This window comes from Microcystis aeruginosa LEGE 91341 (genome assembly GCF_015206885.1).
Classification (GTDB): Bacteria; Cyanobacteriota; Cyanobacteriia; order Cyanobacteriales; family Microcystaceae; genus Microcystis; species Microcystis aeruginosa_H.
In genome coordinates this window covers 1-15,411 of the sequence record NZ_JADEXY010000105.1, presented here as the reverse complement: position 1 = coordinate 15,411, position 15,411 = coordinate 1, and the positions used below count along the sequence as shown (strand labels likewise).

General features: G+C 44.6%; 11 protein-coding genes and 1 other RNA gene. 7 read left to right on the top strand and 5 right to left on the bottom strand.

The genetic code is table 11. The features are described from left to right. Positions 1-152 precede the first annotated feature (152 nt). The 3 genes from cbiQ to IQ234_RS15275 all read left to right on the top strand — a co-directional run bounded on the left by cbiQ (position 153) and on the right by IQ234_RS15275 (position 3,123). Complete coding sequence (gene cbiQ / locus IQ234_RS15285) at positions 153-926, top strand: cobalt ECF transporter T component CbiQ (protein ID WP_193957707.1); 774 nt, start codon at positions 153-155, stop codon at positions 924-926. A gap of 119 nt (positions 927-1,045) precedes the next feature. Then, positions 1,046-1,834, top strand: a complete 789-nt coding sequence (locus IQ234_RS15280; protein WP_193957706.1) for an energy-coupling factor ABC transporter ATP-binding protein — start codon at positions 1,046-1,048, stop codon at positions 1,832-1,834. A gap of 98 nt (positions 1,835-1,932) precedes the next feature. Next, positions 1,933-3,123 (top strand): HEAT repeat domain-containing protein, encoded by a 1,191-nt coding sequence (locus tag IQ234_RS15275; protein WP_193957705.1) that lies wholly within the window; start codon positions 1,933-1,935, stop codon positions 3,121-3,123. A 328-nt stretch (positions 3,124-3,451) separates the two neighbouring features. Here IQ234_RS15275 and IQ234_RS15270 read toward each other — a convergent pair whose 3' ends face one another. Then, positions 3,452-5,692, bottom strand: a complete 2,241-nt coding sequence (locus tag IQ234_RS15270) for a glycoside hydrolase (protein WP_193957708.1) — start codon at positions 5,690-5,692, stop codon at positions 3,452-3,454. Positions 5,693-6,314: 622 nt separating this feature from the next. Between IQ234_RS15270 and IQ234_RS15265 the strand changes: the two genes are divergently transcribed. Then, positions 6,315-6,608 (top strand): hypothetical protein, encoded by a 294-nt coding sequence (locus IQ234_RS15265; protein WP_193957704.1) that lies wholly within the window; start codon positions 6,315-6,317, stop codon positions 6,606-6,608. 87 nt (positions 6,609-6,695) lie between these two features. Beyond that, positions 6,696-7,766: a WD40 repeat domain-containing protein gene (locus tag IQ234_RS15260; protein WP_193957703.1), complete on the top strand. Its 1,071-nt coding sequence runs from the start codon at positions 6,696-6,698 to the stop codon at positions 7,764-7,766. Between the two features lie 16 nt (positions 7,767-7,782). On the opposite strand, the gene rnc is transcribed toward IQ234_RS15260, so the two are convergent. Together rnc and rnpB are read right to left on the bottom strand one after the other, a co-directional pair. Then, a complete protein-coding gene (gene rnc / locus IQ234_RS15255) occupies positions 7,783-8,487 on the bottom strand; it encodes a ribonuclease III (RefSeq protein WP_002748582.1) in 705 nt (234 codons plus the stop codon). A gap of 266 nt (positions 8,488-8,753) precedes the next feature. After that, positions 8,754-9,221: RNase P RNA component class A (rnpB, locus tag IQ234_RS15250), an RNA gene on the bottom strand. Between the two features lie 197 nt (positions 9,222-9,418). Here rnpB and IQ234_RS15245 point away from each other — a divergent pair. After that, the gene (locus tag IQ234_RS15245) at positions 9,419-10,246 is read left to right on the top strand and encodes an alpha/beta fold hydrolase (RefSeq protein WP_193957702.1); all 828 of its coding nucleotides are present in this window, start codon (positions 9,419-9,421) and stop codon (positions 10,244-10,246) included. Here IQ234_RS15245 and IQ234_RS15240 read toward each other — a convergent pair. After that, positions 10,224-11,378, bottom strand: coding sequence for a histidine kinase (locus tag IQ234_RS15240; protein WP_193957701.1), 1,155 nt, complete (start codon positions 11,376-11,378; stop codon positions 10,224-10,226). The two genes, IQ234_RS15245 and IQ234_RS15240, sit on opposite strands and share 23 nt — an antisense overlap. Before the next feature lie 147 nt (positions 11,379-11,525). Between IQ234_RS15240 and IQ234_RS15235 the strand changes: the two genes are divergently transcribed. Then, positions 11,526-13,115, top strand: coding sequence for a glycoside hydrolase family 57 protein (locus IQ234_RS15235; RefSeq protein WP_016517256.1), 1,590 nt, complete (start codon positions 11,526-11,528; stop codon positions 13,113-13,115). Positions 13,116-13,183: 68 nt separating this feature from the next. Here IQ234_RS15235 and IQ234_RS15230 read toward each other — a convergent pair whose 3' ends face one another. Beyond that, positions 13,184-14,728 carry a serine/threonine protein kinase gene (locus IQ234_RS15230; RefSeq protein WP_193957700.1) on the bottom strand — a complete coding sequence of 515 codons (1,545 nt, stop codon included), beginning with the start codon at positions 14,726-14,728 and terminating at the stop codon, positions 13,184-13,186. Positions 14,729-15,411 lie beyond the last annotated feature (683 nt).

The window sequence follows — 15,411 nt, the reverse complement described above, 5'->3', positions numbered from 1 at the left end:
GTAGTGGGGTAGTGGGGCATTTGGCTGAAATTTCCCTAAACCCCTATATCCCTATATCCCTAAACCCCTAAACTCCTAAACCCCTAAATCCCTAAACCCCTATATCCCCTTTCTAACTGATAACTGATAACTGATAACTGATAACTGAATAAATGCTACATATTGCCACTTTTTCTCGCGAAAATACAGGCCAAAATTCGGGTTTTTGGCAGAAACTTGCGCCCCATACCCGGGTTTTAGTGACTCTTTTGTTAGTTTTTGCTACAGCCTTAACTCCGAATGGTAGCTGGGAAACTTGGGGGATTTACGGATTAGGATTAATTATTTTAATTCTGATCAGTCGGGTGACTATTCCCGTACTTTTACAAAGAGTAGCGATCGAATTTGTCTTTATCGGTGTGGTTTTATTGGGAACTCTTTTTCGTGATGGCGGCGAAATTCTTTGGTCTTGGGGATTTTTGCGGATAACTAGCGAGGGATTGCTGGTTTTAGGCAGTGTGGCCCTAAAAGCTTTTCTCTGTCTTTGTACGGTCAATATTCTGGTTTTAACCACAGCAATTCCCGACCTGTTACAAGCCTTAGTTACCCTGAAAACTCCCCCTTTATTGGTGGCAATTTTAGCTTCTATGTACCGTTATCTAGCTGTTTTGATCGCTGAATTTAATTCCATGCGAAGGGCGGCAATTGCGCGTAATTTAATGAGTAGTCCCCGATGGCAGCGGTTGCTAGTGGGACACATGATCGGCTCTTTATTTATCCGTACCTACGAACGTGGCGATCGCATTTATCAAGCCATGTTATCGAGGGGTTACACTGGTTCCTTGCCTTCTCTACAGGTTCCCCAAAGCAAGCTGAACGATTATCTCGCTATAATTTGTATAGTAATTCTGATCCTCTGGGGTCAAATGGTACATCTACTCGGTTGACACTCCCGTTGCCTAAACTGGAGGCTAGATTGACAACCTGTTGCAAAAAAAGCCGTCCTCCGCTACGCTAAAGGACGGGGAACCTTAAACCCAATTTTTCGGTAAAAGTCTCGTTTTTCATGCACCACAACCCGATTTTTATTGAAAACCTAGTTTATATCTATCCTGACGGTACAGAAGCGTTAAAGGGTATTAACTTAGCCATTGAAGCTACGGAAAAGGTGGCTTTAGTCGGGGCCAATGGATCGGGAAAATCCACCTTATTACTGCATTTTAACGGTATTCTCCCGCCGCAAACCGGTAGAATCACCGTCGGTCCCTACCAAGTTAAACCGGAGAATTTAGAAAATATCCGCAATTTTGTCGGTTTAGTCTTCCAAAACCCCGACGATCAGCTATTTATGCCCACTGTCTGGGAAGATGTGACTTTTGGCCCGATGAATCAGGGTATTCGGGGAGAGGATCTAAACCATCGCTGTCATCATGCTTTACACGCGGTGGGATTAGATTCCCAGCATTACGGTAAGAGAAACAGTCAGAATCTATCGGGGGGTGAAAAAAAACGCGTGGCAATTGCGGGGGTTTTAGCCATGTTACCGGAGGTCTTAGTTTTTGATGAACCTAGCGCCCAACTGGACCCCCGGTCCCGTCGGCAATTAATACAACTGTTGGCCACTTTACCCCAAACCCAAGTGATCGCCACCCACGATCTCGATCTGGCTTTAGAATTATGCGATCGCACGGTGGTGTTAAGTCGTGGTCAGGTGGTAGCAGAGGGAGAAACCGCTAAGATTTTAAGTAATCGGGAATTTTTGGAACAACACGACTTGGAAACACCCCTTTGTTATAGTCGTCCCTACTGTGCGATCGCTGATGCGCCCTCTACTGATGTCCGATGCACAATGTGAAGATTTATTATCGGTTTCTTGCATAGAAGAGAGGACAAAAGCGAGAAAATCTGACATTCTTGGGATAGGTAGCACGAAAATCGAGGCCATTTCTCACGATGCAAGCTCTGCTAGAAAAAGCTCAGATAGCGTTGAATAAAAAGGACTGGGAGACAGTAAACGCCAGCATACAGCGACTTTTAAACCAAAAAGATGCTATTGAACCAATTATTAACGATGAAATCCTCGATTTAGCCCTAGAAGCTTTACAAAAATGCGATTTTCAACAGCGATGGGAGATAGCGAAACTATTTCCTCAAATCGGTCAATCGGCGATCGCTCCTTTAATTGCCCTGTTAGAATCCGAGGAACAAGATGGGGAAATGCGCTGGTTTCTGGCGAGAATTCTCAGTCAATTTGACGATCGAGCCTGTATTCTCGCTCTCAGTCAATTATTGCAAAGATCGGAGGAGGAGGAACTCAGCCAAATGGCTGCGGCCGCTTTAGCTAATATCGGCAGTTCTGCGATCTCCAGTTTAGGGCAATTACTGTCCGACTCTAATACCCGTTTTTTAGCCGTACAAGCTTTATCACAAATTCGCCGGCCGGAAATTATCGAACCGCTTTTAACTGTAGTTAAGGATCAATCTAGCGCCATTCGGTCTATGGCGATCGAAGCTTTAAGCAGTTTTCACCATCCCCAGATTACTGTGATTATCCTCGATGCTTTACAGGATCCGGCCATCGAGGTGCGACGGGAAGCAATTAAAGCTAGTAGTTACCTAGGGACGAATTATCCCCAAGCAGATTTAGTTAACCATCTGCAACCGCTGTTATTCGATGTCCACCTTGAGATCTGTCAAGAAACTGCGATCGCTCTCGGTCGTATCGGCACAGCAACCTCAGCTAAAGCTTTAAATCCACTCCTGCAATCTTCCTTAACTCCCGATAGTTTAAAATTAACTGTAGTGCGAGCATTAGGCTGGATCGAGGATGGAGAAGCTTTAAATTATCTAGAAAAGGCTTTATATAGCGAAAATGTCTTGATTTGTCGGGAAATTATCGCTATTCTCGGCCGGCAAACCTCCCAGAAATTACGCCAACAAGCAGGGGAAATTCTCAGTAATTTTTATCACTCCCGTCCGGCGATCCTCGGTGATACGGGAGTTAAACAGTCTCTAGCGATCGCTTTAGGAGAATTAGAGCGGGATAATAAAAGTATTTTGCTGACTTTAGCAGCCGATGGGGAAGCAATCGTCCGTCTCCATGCTCTCAGCGCCCTGAAAAAGCTAGATCATGGGACTATCTAGCTTTTTTACCGCTGCACAGATGTGGTGAATTTGCCAGTGATCCGCATCCATTTCCCCAAGGATAGCGTTTAATACTAAATCCGGTTATTAAAGACTGATTATCTATAGCGTTTCCTGTTCGCAAGAGGTACATTATCGATGTTAAAAAGCTTAATCAGCAAAGGTTTAAATGTGCCACACAGGTGTGAGAACCGCTATATTTCCTCTTTTGCCTTTTGCCTCTTGCCTCTTGCCTATCCTAATATGTAACCTATACTCAACGGATTTAGTATGATTCTAGCTGATAACTAAAAAACTGATTACTGATTACTGATCACTGATCACTGATTTAAGGTCTTTGCAGGAAGATTAATTCTTCAACGGGGAGGAAATCATAGTATTGACCTTGATTAGCTAAAACTGCGATTAAATGGAGACGAGCATCGGGTTCAATGTGCAATCCTTCCCAGGGGACAGCAATTTCCAAACATTGATTAAAAGAAGCTTTGGCACTACTAGGAATTCGTTGCCAGGTAAAATATTCTTGAGCAACTTCTAACCAAGTAAATTCCGTGATTAAATTAACTCCTAGATGATGATGATAACCGTAATCGAGGGGCGATCGAGGGGGAATATCTGTTAGGGGAATTGGACTTTGCAGACGATGCACTTCGTCATAATACCAATATAAATGCACTTCAGGCGGGATATCTTTGCCTAATTCCGCCCCCGGTTTCCAATCGAAACGCAGATAAAAATTGAGGTGATCCCAACCGAAAAAGAGCCTTTGTACTAAGGAAGTCCGGTGCATTGTACCACTGGCGCCACCAATTTCGATCCGTCCAGCTTTATCCCAATCCTGTTCGTCACCAAAACCGTCGATAATGGGGTGAATGAAGGCCAGCGGACGATTACTTTGTTTATCCCCGTGTTTTTCCACCGGTTCGAGCAAATAGGAGGGAATTGGCTCATTTAAAGCTTGATAGAGAGCGATCAGGTGTTCGCGGAAAAGTTGGTCAAAAATTGCATCATGATTAGAAGAATGGCCATAACCAAACCACCAAAACCAATCGGAACCCTCCGCTGCATACAATGCTTCCCACGCATCGGGGTTATTATCTTCCGTCGCTTCCGGGTGATTAGCGAGGGCTTGACGGGCTAAAATTAGATATTCCCAAGCTTTATTTTTAGCGGGATCGCCGATCCAAGTGGTAAAATTGGCATCGATCCAAGAGCCGCTATGAAGTTGATTGACAGGGATTTTAGCATTAGCGGGAAAGCGATCGAGATATTCCGAGACGGTGACTAATTTGATCGCTTGGTGGTCGCTTAAAAGTTGATAAAGGTTCTCTAGGAAGGGTAAACCGTCTTGATGATAGTTTTCCCAGCAGTTTTCGCCATCTAGCGCAATGGTAACTAACCAGGGTTTTTCTAGGGTCGTGGTTTCTGCGTTGGTTTTCAGTTGCTCGGCGATCGCTTCTAGGTGTTTAACTAAGTCTGTAGCGGCCTCTTGCGCTTTCATGCCACTATAGCTAAATCCGATCAGATCCGAGAGACGATGATCGCGGAAAACCATAGATAAATTGCCGTTGCTAGTTTCCAGAAGGTAGGGACGATAAAGCAATTCCGGTTCACTAATATTGCCCTTTTCGTCGCGATGAAAGTAATGTCCTAGGGACCAACCTAACACCCCCTCATCGGAACATAACCACTGAAAACCCTGTTTAGCGACAGCGGGGAGAATCGCGGGACTAACGGATTGTTCCGAGGGCCAAAGTCCGCGAGGATGTTTATCAAAGCGATCGATATAGATTTGCCAAGCTTTCCGGAGATGGCGCGAAATATCTTCAGGATAGTGGAAATATTGACGAGGAAGGGTCATATTCGGCACCGCTACCCGGCCGGCTTCCGAGTTGGCCAGCAGGGGTAAAATTGGATGGGTGTAGGGACTGGTAATGATTTCTAGTTGTCCAGTTTCCTGCATTAACCGATGTTGCGGCAAGATACGACGCAGAATTTGACGCTGTTTGGAGATAATTCGCTGGCGATCGCTTAAAGTGAAGTTTTTTCCCTGTTCTAACCAAGTAGCGATTTCCGGGTCACTGTGAAAGATAGGATCGATCCAAGCGAGGTTATGCCAAGCCAAGAGATCGCTATAATCTTGCAGATTCCAATGACTAATACACCAACTATGACCGTTTTCTTGACGCTGTGCGTATAATTGGGCGTAACGGGGGTGCGGATCGATCAGGGTACGATGGTTAGCATCGAAAAAGTGTTCGAGGATAAAGTGTTTTTGTGCTAGGGTTAATTGCGCTTCCGGGGTGACGGTGAGAGCAAGATAGGGGTCTATAGCTAGTCCGTTGACGTAATCCTCTAATTGCAGGATTAAAGAGGGGACAAGATTAACGGTTTGGTGTAATTTGGGAAAACGTTCTAGAATTAAGATTAAATCGAGATAATCTTTCACTCCATGCAGTCGCACCCAGGGTAAGCGATATTGTCCCGAAGCATCGGTGCTAGTTTGACAGGATTTGTAGAGGGGTTGGTGTTGATGCCAAATAAAAGCGACGTAGAGAGGATAGGCCATGATAATACCGAGAAAAAGTGCATACAACAGGCTGTTTAGCCGTTATTTGGATGATAATGGACAATAAAGCCCATTATAGATTCTTAAAAGTTGATTTCGGTCACTACCATAATCCTATCAACGGGTTTTGAGGGGGTATCTTCTCTTTGTATTTGTTAAAGGATCGGATTCTCCAGTGATGAGTATTGGGAGTTCAATTGCCGCAATTCTTACTGACGACCGACTCCTGACTCCACAGTTAAGTAGATAGGTATTAAAAACTTTCAGATCCCCCCGCCTATCGGCACCCCCCTTATCAAGCTATCCCTTATAGGGATCTTTCTTAACAATTTTTTCAGTAAGCACTCCAACCCTTATCCTGACTTGATTTCAGTTTTTTCTTTGTCAGTAAGGGTGTCAACAAGGAATATTACAAATTGTTAACCGAGTCTTGAAAGCTTTATGCTACAAAGGTTTGAAATGTTAAGAAAGATGTGACTAAAGGAAAGCTTATCAAGGGGGGCAGGGGGGATCAAACCTAAAATCCATTTTTAATTTAATTATAACCAGCTACTTAACTTTACCTTTGTCCAACTATTTAGGATAAGCTGGAATTATCGAAACCGTAGAAATAATAGATAAAATGAGTAATCTCCTCTGGCCGCGTTTTCTCAAGAAAGCTTACCGTCAAGAACCAATAACTAGCTTTATCTTTACCGCAGCGGCAGTAGATGTCATCATCGGGGTTCTAGGACAAAGATGGACACTGCTATCTTTAGGGGCAACGATTATGGCGATTGCTATATTCGCCAGGTGGCAACAGAGCCAAAAAAGCAGGATAATCAACAAAGAAGAAGCGGCAAGATACTATTTACCGCCCCAATCGGGTCAAGTAGCTTTACCAAACCTGAAAAACGAAAAAAATCGACCTTCTTAGCTCAAAAATTTCACCTTGCTTGGCAATCAATCCCCTCAAAGGCTAGAATCTATAGCACCGTTCATTTGTTAATATTCAACTAAATTTATGAAATTCCGATTTACGGGTGGGGAGAAACTTGTCGGAGCAATTGTGGTCACTGTCCTAACCACGCTGACAATCGGGCAACATCAACTTAGTCAGGCCCAAAGTCCTATTGCCCCCCCTAAACCCGCAGCTGAAAGTGGCGAAAAAACCCCAGAAACTATCCTAGTAGAAGGTTTAGGCAGACTTACCCTCGCTAAAACCTTAGAAGGGCAACAATCCACCCCTAATGCTGTGATTTTCAGCCCCGATAACCAATTTGTTCTCGCTGGTGGTAGTGATACGGATCCTCTCCTGAGAATTTGGTCAGTAAAAACAGGGCAAAAAGTTTCCCAAACTCGCGCCCAAAGAACCAGCGTCAAAGCTTTAGCCATTAGTCCCAACGAAAGATTATTAGTTAGTAGCGGTTTAGATGGTTCCATTAATTTTTGGAATCTGGTGGAAGGCAAGTATTTAGGAGTTGCCCTCGAACACGGCAATACTGTCCTCGCCCTCACCGTTACTCCCGATGGTAAAACGTTAATTAGTGGTGGTTTGGAAGGAATTCGCCTCTGGACAGTGCAACCCCCCCGCCGTCCCCTCTATCGTTTAAATTGGGTGGGTAATTTTGTTTATTCCCTAGGGATGAAATCCGATGGTGTCACCCTTGCTAGTGGTCATGAAGACGGTGAGGTACATTTTTGGGACATCCGCGAGGGCAAATTTTTATCGAAATTTGCTGCCCATCCCCAAGCGGTTAGCCAGCTTTTATACACTCCCGACGGTAAAAATTTAATTACGGGTAGTTTAGACCGCACGATTAAAATCTGGGATACGAGCAATAATCAGTTATTATTTACCCTCATCGGTCACACAGCCCGAATCCGTTCCTTGGCACTCCATCCTAACGGACAAATTCTCGCTAGTGCTAGTAATGACGGTGTGCGTTTATGGGATGTGACCACGGGTAAACAGTTGGCCTGGTTTGATAATAATTCCGACTGGGTGGAATCCCTCGCTTTTAGTCCCGATGGGCAGTATTTGGCTAGTGGTAATTATGATTTTAAAATTCGCCTCTGGCAATTCGTCCGTTAGGCAAAAATGCCCCCATTTAGCCTTTAACCACTTCTAGAAAAGCCGATTTCGCCGCTGCCTGTTCCGCCGCTTTTTTGCTTCTGCCTGTTCCCACTCCTAATTTCTGCTCATTTAACCACACTTCCGCACAAAAACGCTCTTGATCTAAACCATTGATTTCTTTTACTAAATATTGCGGCAGTTTTTTGTATTTTGCTTGTGTCCACTCCTGCAAGGCATCCTTATAATTCTGTCGGGCCGGATCTCGACGAATTTCGGCCGCTTTTTCCCGCAGTGGTTCATCTAACCAAGAACGCACTAAAATCATTGTCTGTGTACTAAGATATAAGGCTCCTAAAACTGCCTCAAAAGCGTCTGCTAGTCGAGAAATTCGCCCCGCCCGATCAATACTCGTACTACTTGATACCAACAAATAACGCTCGAAACCGTAGCGATCCGCAAATTCCGCCAGAGTGCGATCGCTAACCATCATCGATCGCAGCGCGGCAAATTCTCCCACGAGCGCCTCTGGATAGGTTTCTAACAATACCTCCGCCGCCACGAGTCTTACCACAGAATCGCCTACAAATTCCAATTGTTCATAATTCTTATCACGGGAAACACTGGGATGAGTTAGGGCCAAATCTAATAAATCCCACCTGACGGGGACATCAGCCGATAAACCTAGCTTTTCCACTAGGGTTTTTAATTGTTTTTGGCGACGCGGATCACTTAAGGACATGGGAGCGGGAATTATAAATTATGAATTATAAATTATGAATTATGAAGTGGGGAGATTTTTTTCAATGATCAGTAAAAAGTAAAAAGTAAACAGTGAACTGGTAACAAAGGCCGAATCTCAAATCTAATTTGTTAAGCTAAAAGCTTTGATGTAATTAGTTTCTAACCTTCTTTTTAGGTAGGAGATTTGCCAGATTCTTTTTTGGAGCCTTTGCCTTTTGCCTTCAGTAGCTGATCACTGATTACTGAATACTGAATACTGATAAAGGAGAGAGTCAGACATAAGCCGAATTCTGTATTTCCCAACAGCAGTAAAATTGCTTTTACCTTTGTTGGAATAGAGGTTATCTATCTGGGATAATTGTTACCAATTACCTCAAGCGGTTCCTAAAAACGGGACAGGAAAAAGACCAACCTTTGTCCCTCCACCTTGCTCCCCACCGGGGTTTACCGAGCCAGTACCTCTCGATACTGCTGGTGCGCTCTTACCGCACCTTTGCACCCTTACCCCCAATCAGTTATCAGTTATCAGTTATCAGTGGAAAGTTATTAATTATCAGTAAATTTACTTTCGTTACTGTTTACTGATCACTGAAAAAGGGGGCGGTATTTTTCTGTGGCACTATCCTCACGCTCGCGCGCACTGGACGTTATCCAGCAAGTGTGGTCTTTCGGGAGTTCGGACTTTCCTCGGAATCATTGATCAAATGATCCCGCAACCTCTAGACCAACTCTCTCCTATTCTCTAGTTTGACATATCAGAGACTCGATCGCTCATATATCCTAGTCAATATAATGAGGTGAGAAGTGGGAAAAAGAAATTATGAATTATGAATTGGCAAGTGGGTAGAAGGGAGTGGCGAGAATAAATAAAAATAATCTCCTGACTACTGACTCCTGACTCCTGACTCCTGACTCCTGATAACTGCTCCATGTCGATCGCCCTCAACGTTAACATCAAAGGTAATGGCTATCCGATCCTCTGTCTGCATGGTCATCCCGGTTCGGCGGGTAGTATGTCTGTATTTACTGATCATTTTTGCCAACATTGGCAAACCCTGGCCCCGGATTTGCGCGGCTACGGGAAAAGTCGTTATCGCCCGGATTTTCAGCTAGAAGAACATCTAGAGGATTTAATCGGACTGCTCGATCGCCAAAAAATCCAGCAATGTTTAATTCTCGGTTGGTCTTTGGGGGGTATAATCGCCCTGGAATTAGTATTGCGGCATCCCGATCGCTTTCCCGGTTTGATTCTCGTGGCCTCGGCTGCGCGTCCTTGGGGTAGTCATCCTCCTGTCCGCACCACAGACTTAGTTTTGACGGGGATAGCGGCAATTCTCAATCAGATCAAACCGGGATGGCGTTGGAATATTGATACTTTTGCCCGTCGTTCCCTGTTTCAGTACCTTTTTTCACAACATCAAGCGATATCTTATAAATATCTCGCTCAAGATGCTGTTCCCGCCTACTTAGGCACTTCTCCAGCTGCCGATCGCGCTTTAAATCGGGCTTTAAAAAAAGGTTACAATTGTTTAAAATCTCTTGACAAAATCACAATTCCCTGCTTAGTTCTGGCGGGGGCAAATGATCGCCATATTACCAGTGCCTCGAGCCAAGAAACCGCCGAAAAACTAAAACTGTCTCAGTGGAAATGTTACCCAGATACGGCCCATCTGTTCCCCTGGGAAATCCCCGACTTAGTTTTAGGGGACATTGATAATTGGTTAGCGGAGCATTTTAGCGATAAACTGGCAGAGTGAAGTGAAAACTACTGCCGTGGTCGGGGACACTATCCACCCAAATTTGACCGTAGTGGGCGCGAATAATCTTGCGACAGACCGATAAACCGATGCCATAACCTTCTTTACCCTCATCCCGTTTGAGACGCACATGACCTTCAAAAATATGCTCTTGTTTTTCTTCGGGAATGCCGGGACCGGTATCACTGATGCTCACTTGTACTTTTTGAGTAGTACGATGGAGGACAGAAAGGGTAATTGCGCCGCCAGCGGGGGTATATTTGATGCCATTCTCCAAGAGATTAATAATCACCTGTCGGATTAACTCCTCATCAGCATAGACGGGGGGCAGATCTTGGGGGATATCGCTTTGGAGAATTAAAGTCTTTTCCTGAAAAGTATCGGTAAATTGAGACAAAATTTCCTGACAAAGAGCTTGCAGATAAAATTTACTCTGGTGGAGAGTGAATTGCGCCGCCATGCTCTTAGAAGCTTGCAGAATATCCGTGATCAAACGGTTCATAATCCGGAACTGTTTGCGGGCCTGTTGGTGCAGTTGTTCTCGTAATTGCAGACTGCGCTCCGTATCCGGTTGATGATAGGCTAATTCGAGGGTTTCCACAGCGATGGAAGCAGCGGTAAGAGGACTGCGTAAATCGTGGGCTAACATAGCCAAAATTTGGTCTTTAAATTTTAATTGTTCTAATAATTCTTCCTTTTCCTGTTTAAGACGAAAAACCTCATCGGCGATGCGGATGAGTTCGCCCGAATGTTCCACCTCTTGACGTTGTTCATCCTCAGCGTGATGATTTTTGACCTCCTCTTTAATCGCTTTTTGCCAGCGTACCAACCATTTTTTAAACTGTTCCACCAGATTACTGCCCGCGAGGGTATGACGGGGACCGGGGGCAATCTTGACCAAGGCTGGGGTAGCTACAAGGCGAAAATGTTCGACTAAATGAGGTTGCTGGCGAATTTCGATGATCTGTAGGTCAATTGGGTAATCAGACTTTAAAGACTGGAGATAGGACTGAATTTGACGGATAATTTCTTGAGAACTGGGACGGTCATCAACAAATAGCAAAAGTTGAATCGAGAGAGGCGTTGTCGTCTCTCTTCCTAAAGCAGTCAGTGGCTCATTAGATGGGAGCATCGGAAAATTAGTAAACCTAGGGATTGACGAGATCGATCGATCATCGATCGACTTTTATCATATTCTTTATTGTAGAAGCTTAAGATAGTATAAAATCTACTCAACCTAATCTTAAAGTTTTATTCCTTAATTCTAAGAAGAAATCCTATGGCTTTTGGCTATGTTGCCCTAGTTCTCCACGCGCATCTCCCTTTCGTCCGCCATCCCGAAAGCGATTACGTCCTCGAAGAAGAATGGTTATACGAAGCAATCACAGAAACCTACATCCCTCTCCTGCAAGTTTTTGAAGGTCTCAAGCGGGACGGTATCGATTTTAAAATGACCATGAGCATGACTCCGCCGTTGGTGTCGATGCTGCGGGATCCGTTACTGCAAGAGCGCTATGAAGAACACTTAGGTAAGTTAGAAGAATTAATTGCTAAAGAAATCGACCATAATCAACATAATGGCCATATTCGCTACTTAGCCGAATATTACGCTGAATCCTTCCAAAGTATCCGACAAACTTGGGAAAAATACGATGGAGATCTGGTCAAAGCCTTTAAACAATTCCTCGACAGTAATAACCTAGAAATTATCACCTGTGGTGCGACCCATGGTTATATGCCCCTGATGAAAATGTACCCGCAAGCGGTGTGGGCGCAAATTGAGGTGGCCTGTCAACACTACGAAGAAAATTTCGGTCGTCGTCCCAAGGGCATTTGGTTGCCGGAATGTGCCTACTACGAAGGGGTAGAAAGAATGTTAGCCGATGCGGGCATTCGTTATTTCCTCGTCGATGGCCACGGTATTCTCTACGGTCGTCCGCGCCCCCGTTACGGCAGTTATGCGCCGATTTTCACAGAAACCGGGGTGGCTGCTTTCGGTCGTGACCATGAATCTTCCCAACAGGTTTGGTCTTCCCAAGTCGGTTATCCGGGGGATATAGTCTATCGGGAATTCTATAAAGATTTGGGCTGGGAAGCGGAATACGAGTATATTAAGCCCTATATCATGCCCAACGGTCAACGCAAGAATATAGGCATTAAATACCACAAAATTACTAGCCGGGACGGTGGTTTATCGGAAAAAGGGCTTTATGACCCCTACTGGGCCAAAGAAAAGGCCGCCGAACACGCGGGCAATTTTATGTATAATCGCGAGCGGCAGGTGGAGAGTTTAGCCGGAATTATGGGCCGTCCTCCCCTGGTTGTTTCTCCCTACGATGCCGAGTTATTCGGTCACTGGTGGTATGAAGGACCCTGGTTTATTGATTTTCTGTTCCGTAAGTCTTGGTATGACCAAAATATCTACCAAATGACCCATTTAGCCGATTATCTCCGGGCTAACCCCCATCAGCAGGTCTGTCGTCCTTCCCAATCCAGTTGGGGTTATAAGGGTTTTCACGAATACTGGCTAAATGAAACTAACGCTTGGATCTATCCTCACCTACACAAAGGCACAGAACGGATGATTGAATTAAGTCATCATGAAGCGGAGGATGAATTGCAGGAACGGGCTTTAAATCAGGCGGCCCGGGAGTTATTATTAGCACAATCTTCTGACTGGGCTTTTATTATGCGAACCGGTACAATGGTTCCCTATGCTGTCCGGCGCACTCGTTCCCACCTGCTGCGGTTAAATAAAATCTATGAAGATGTGAAATCCGAGAAGATTGACTCTGGTTGGCTGGAAAAAGTCGAGGAAATCGATAATATTTTCCCCAATATTGATTATCGCGTCTATCGACCCCTGTAATCTGGGTGAATAGTATAGATAAAAGGGGGGGTATTAACTAACCCCCCCTGATTTGATTTTTTAGAAAGTTAAATTGGTGTGCCTTCGGCTAATTCTGAGGCTAATTTGGCCAAAATTTTGGGTTTAAGTTCATCAAGTTTCCGTTTTAATGTCCGCTTGCTAATTTGCGGGCTGCCCACTGGGGATAATTGACTATCTCTCACCCATTGCTGCAAAATTTGGCATTGATTGGCGGGAATATTAGCGGTGATCACATTTTCACAGATCGGGCCGCCTTCGAGGGAGAAAAATAAAATCCAGTATTGACCAGTTTCGCCAAGGGTTTTGGTCATTTTTTGACCCTGGGGGGTTTTTAAGTCCAAATAACAGGGCAACCAACGGGGACCCTGTTGACGATGATAGAGGACAGTAATCCAGAGAATCATCGGGTGGGGTGTGGGTAAGAAGAGGAATTGATTATAACGGACACTAGCAACCCGGACGGGGATATCTTCTCGATCCAACATTACCCATAAACTGGCAAAAACGCCGTCAGCAGCCTTGATACAGCGTGGGAAGACGATTTTTTGGCGCGGTTTATCCTCGGGCCAAATGGACTTGAGACAGATATCCTTAGTATTAGCGACAGCAAGACCGGTTCGATCTAAATCTTCAAGGGTTTTAGTTTTGGCGGTGTAATCGTCGATTTTTTTGACTATTTCACCGATACGATGCAATTTATTAGGTTGATTATTTTTGACTAGGGGTTCGAGTCGTTCGAGAAGTTGTAGTATATCTGTAATACTTTGCGGTCGATCGCTGGGTGCTTTGGCTAAACAGCGCAGGATTAACTGTTCTAATTCTGGCGGTAATTGCAAGCTAGGATTAAAGGGACGGGGTTCAGCGTAGTGGTGAACCTCATACCAACCGCCAAAGGAGGAATTATCGGGAAAAAAGGGCGTTTTTCCCGTGAGCATCTCGTACATCACGATCCCAAAACTGTAGATATCGGAACGATGATCGAGTTCTTTACCTTCCATCTGTTCTGGGGAACAATAGGCTAGGGTTCCCATAAACGATTGGGTTTGGGATTCTCCCGACTGGATGAGTTTAGCGATGCCAAAATCGAGAATTTTCACCAATTCCCCTAATCCTGAGTCCTGAATCACGATAATATTGCTAGGTTTGATGTCCCGGTGAATAATCGGACACATCTCGCCTTGGAAGATAATACCCTTATGGGCGCATTCGATGCCGAAACAAATCTGACGGGTGAGATGAAAGAAGCGCGAGAGAGGCAGCGGGTGATATTTGATGATTTCTCCTATGCTTTCCCCCTGCAAAAACTCCATGACGTAGAAGGGGACATCCTTTTCATCTACACCATAATCACGAACTTTAACAATATGAATACTTTTTTCGCCTAAAAGTGCCGAAATAGTTGCCTCTCGCTCGAAACGCTCGCGCATTCTTTTGTTGAGGAGAGTTTGCGAGAGAAATTTCACGGCGACGGTTACGCCACCTAAGAGTTTATCTTCCGCTCGATATACTTGTCCCATGGCACCGCTACCGATCAACTCGACCAGTTGGTATCGATTGGCAAGTAGGCGCCGATGTCTAGATTCTGCCGACATAGCTAGGCTACCGTTTTAATTATAGTGAGTCTGATGGAGAGAGTTTTTTAAGAACCGCCGTCATCCCTGGGTGATCAAGAGGACTTAACTCTAGAATGCCCTTTTTTTAGGCTAAAAGCATCCTTTTAAAGATATATTTTCTGGCATTTTTAGCCATTGCCCCTGGCATAATTAATTTTTGGGGGTTGAAAACATGAATAAACTAGGTTTGACACTCCCGTCGCACTAAGCGCTTCGGGATTCTTGGTTCATTGAGTCCACTTAAACTAGATACCTTGCGTTATCCAACCCAGAGGTGGTTCTCACGCTTGCGCGTTACTTTTTGTATGCCCCACGATAGTTGTATTTCTACAAAGTTTGCTTGAATTGAAACGTTAGCTTCAAATACTGCTTTGTCTAGTTCCTGCAAAGATTTTACCTACTTACAGGGGAGAAACTAGAACTCTTGAGTAGAACCCCATATCTTTAATTGTCAAGGCTTCGGCCGTGAGCTCAGCCGAACGGTGCAGATAGCGTAGTGATTAGACTACAGGGGTTTTTAAAGCGGTTGATTACCAGACCTCCTGCAAAAATAGGAACTGATTATGTAAAATAAAGTAAAACACTCAGAAAAACAATGACTTACGAAAAAGTAAAAAATTTGAATCCAGAAGAGTTTAAACGCTTTTGTGGAGTATATCCTG

Coding starts and splice junctions, on each gene's coding strand:
- cbiQ (WP_193957707.1), top strand. CDS start 153: ATGCTACATATTGCCACTTTTTCTCGCGAAAATACAGGCCAAAATTCG.
- IQ234_RS15280 (WP_193957706.1), top strand. CDS start 1,046: ATGCACCACAACCCGATTTTTATTGAAAACCTAGTTTATATCTATCCT.
- IQ234_RS15275 (WP_193957705.1), top strand. CDS start 1,933: ATGCAAGCTCTGCTAGAAAAAGCTCAGATAGCGTTGAATAAAAAGGAC.
- IQ234_RS15270 (WP_193957708.1), bottom strand. CDS start 5,692: ATGGCCTATCCTCTCTACGTCGCTTTTATTTGGCATCAACACCAACCC.
- IQ234_RS15265 (WP_193957704.1), top strand. CDS start 6,315: ATGAGTAATCTCCTCTGGCCGCGTTTTCTCAAGAAAGCTTACCGTCAA.
- IQ234_RS15260 (WP_193957703.1), top strand. CDS start 6,696: ATGAAATTCCGATTTACGGGTGGGGAGAAACTTGTCGGAGCAATTGTG.
- rnc (WP_002748582.1), bottom strand. CDS start 8,487: ATGTCCTTAAGTGATCCGCGTCGCCAAAAACAATTAAAAACCCTAGTG.
- IQ234_RS15245 (WP_193957702.1), top strand. CDS start 9,419: ATGTCGATCGCCCTCAACGTTAACATCAAAGGTAATGGCTATCCGATC.
- IQ234_RS15240 (WP_193957701.1), bottom strand. CDS start 11,378: ATGCTCCCATCTAATGAGCCACTGACTGCTTTAGGAAGAGAGACGACA.
- IQ234_RS15235 (WP_016517256.1), top strand. CDS start 11,526: ATGGCTTTTGGCTATGTTGCCCTAGTTCTCCACGCGCATCTCCCTTTC.
- IQ234_RS15230 (WP_193957700.1), bottom strand. CDS start 14,728: ATGTCGGCAGAATCTAGACATCGGCGCCTACTTGCCAATCGATACCAA.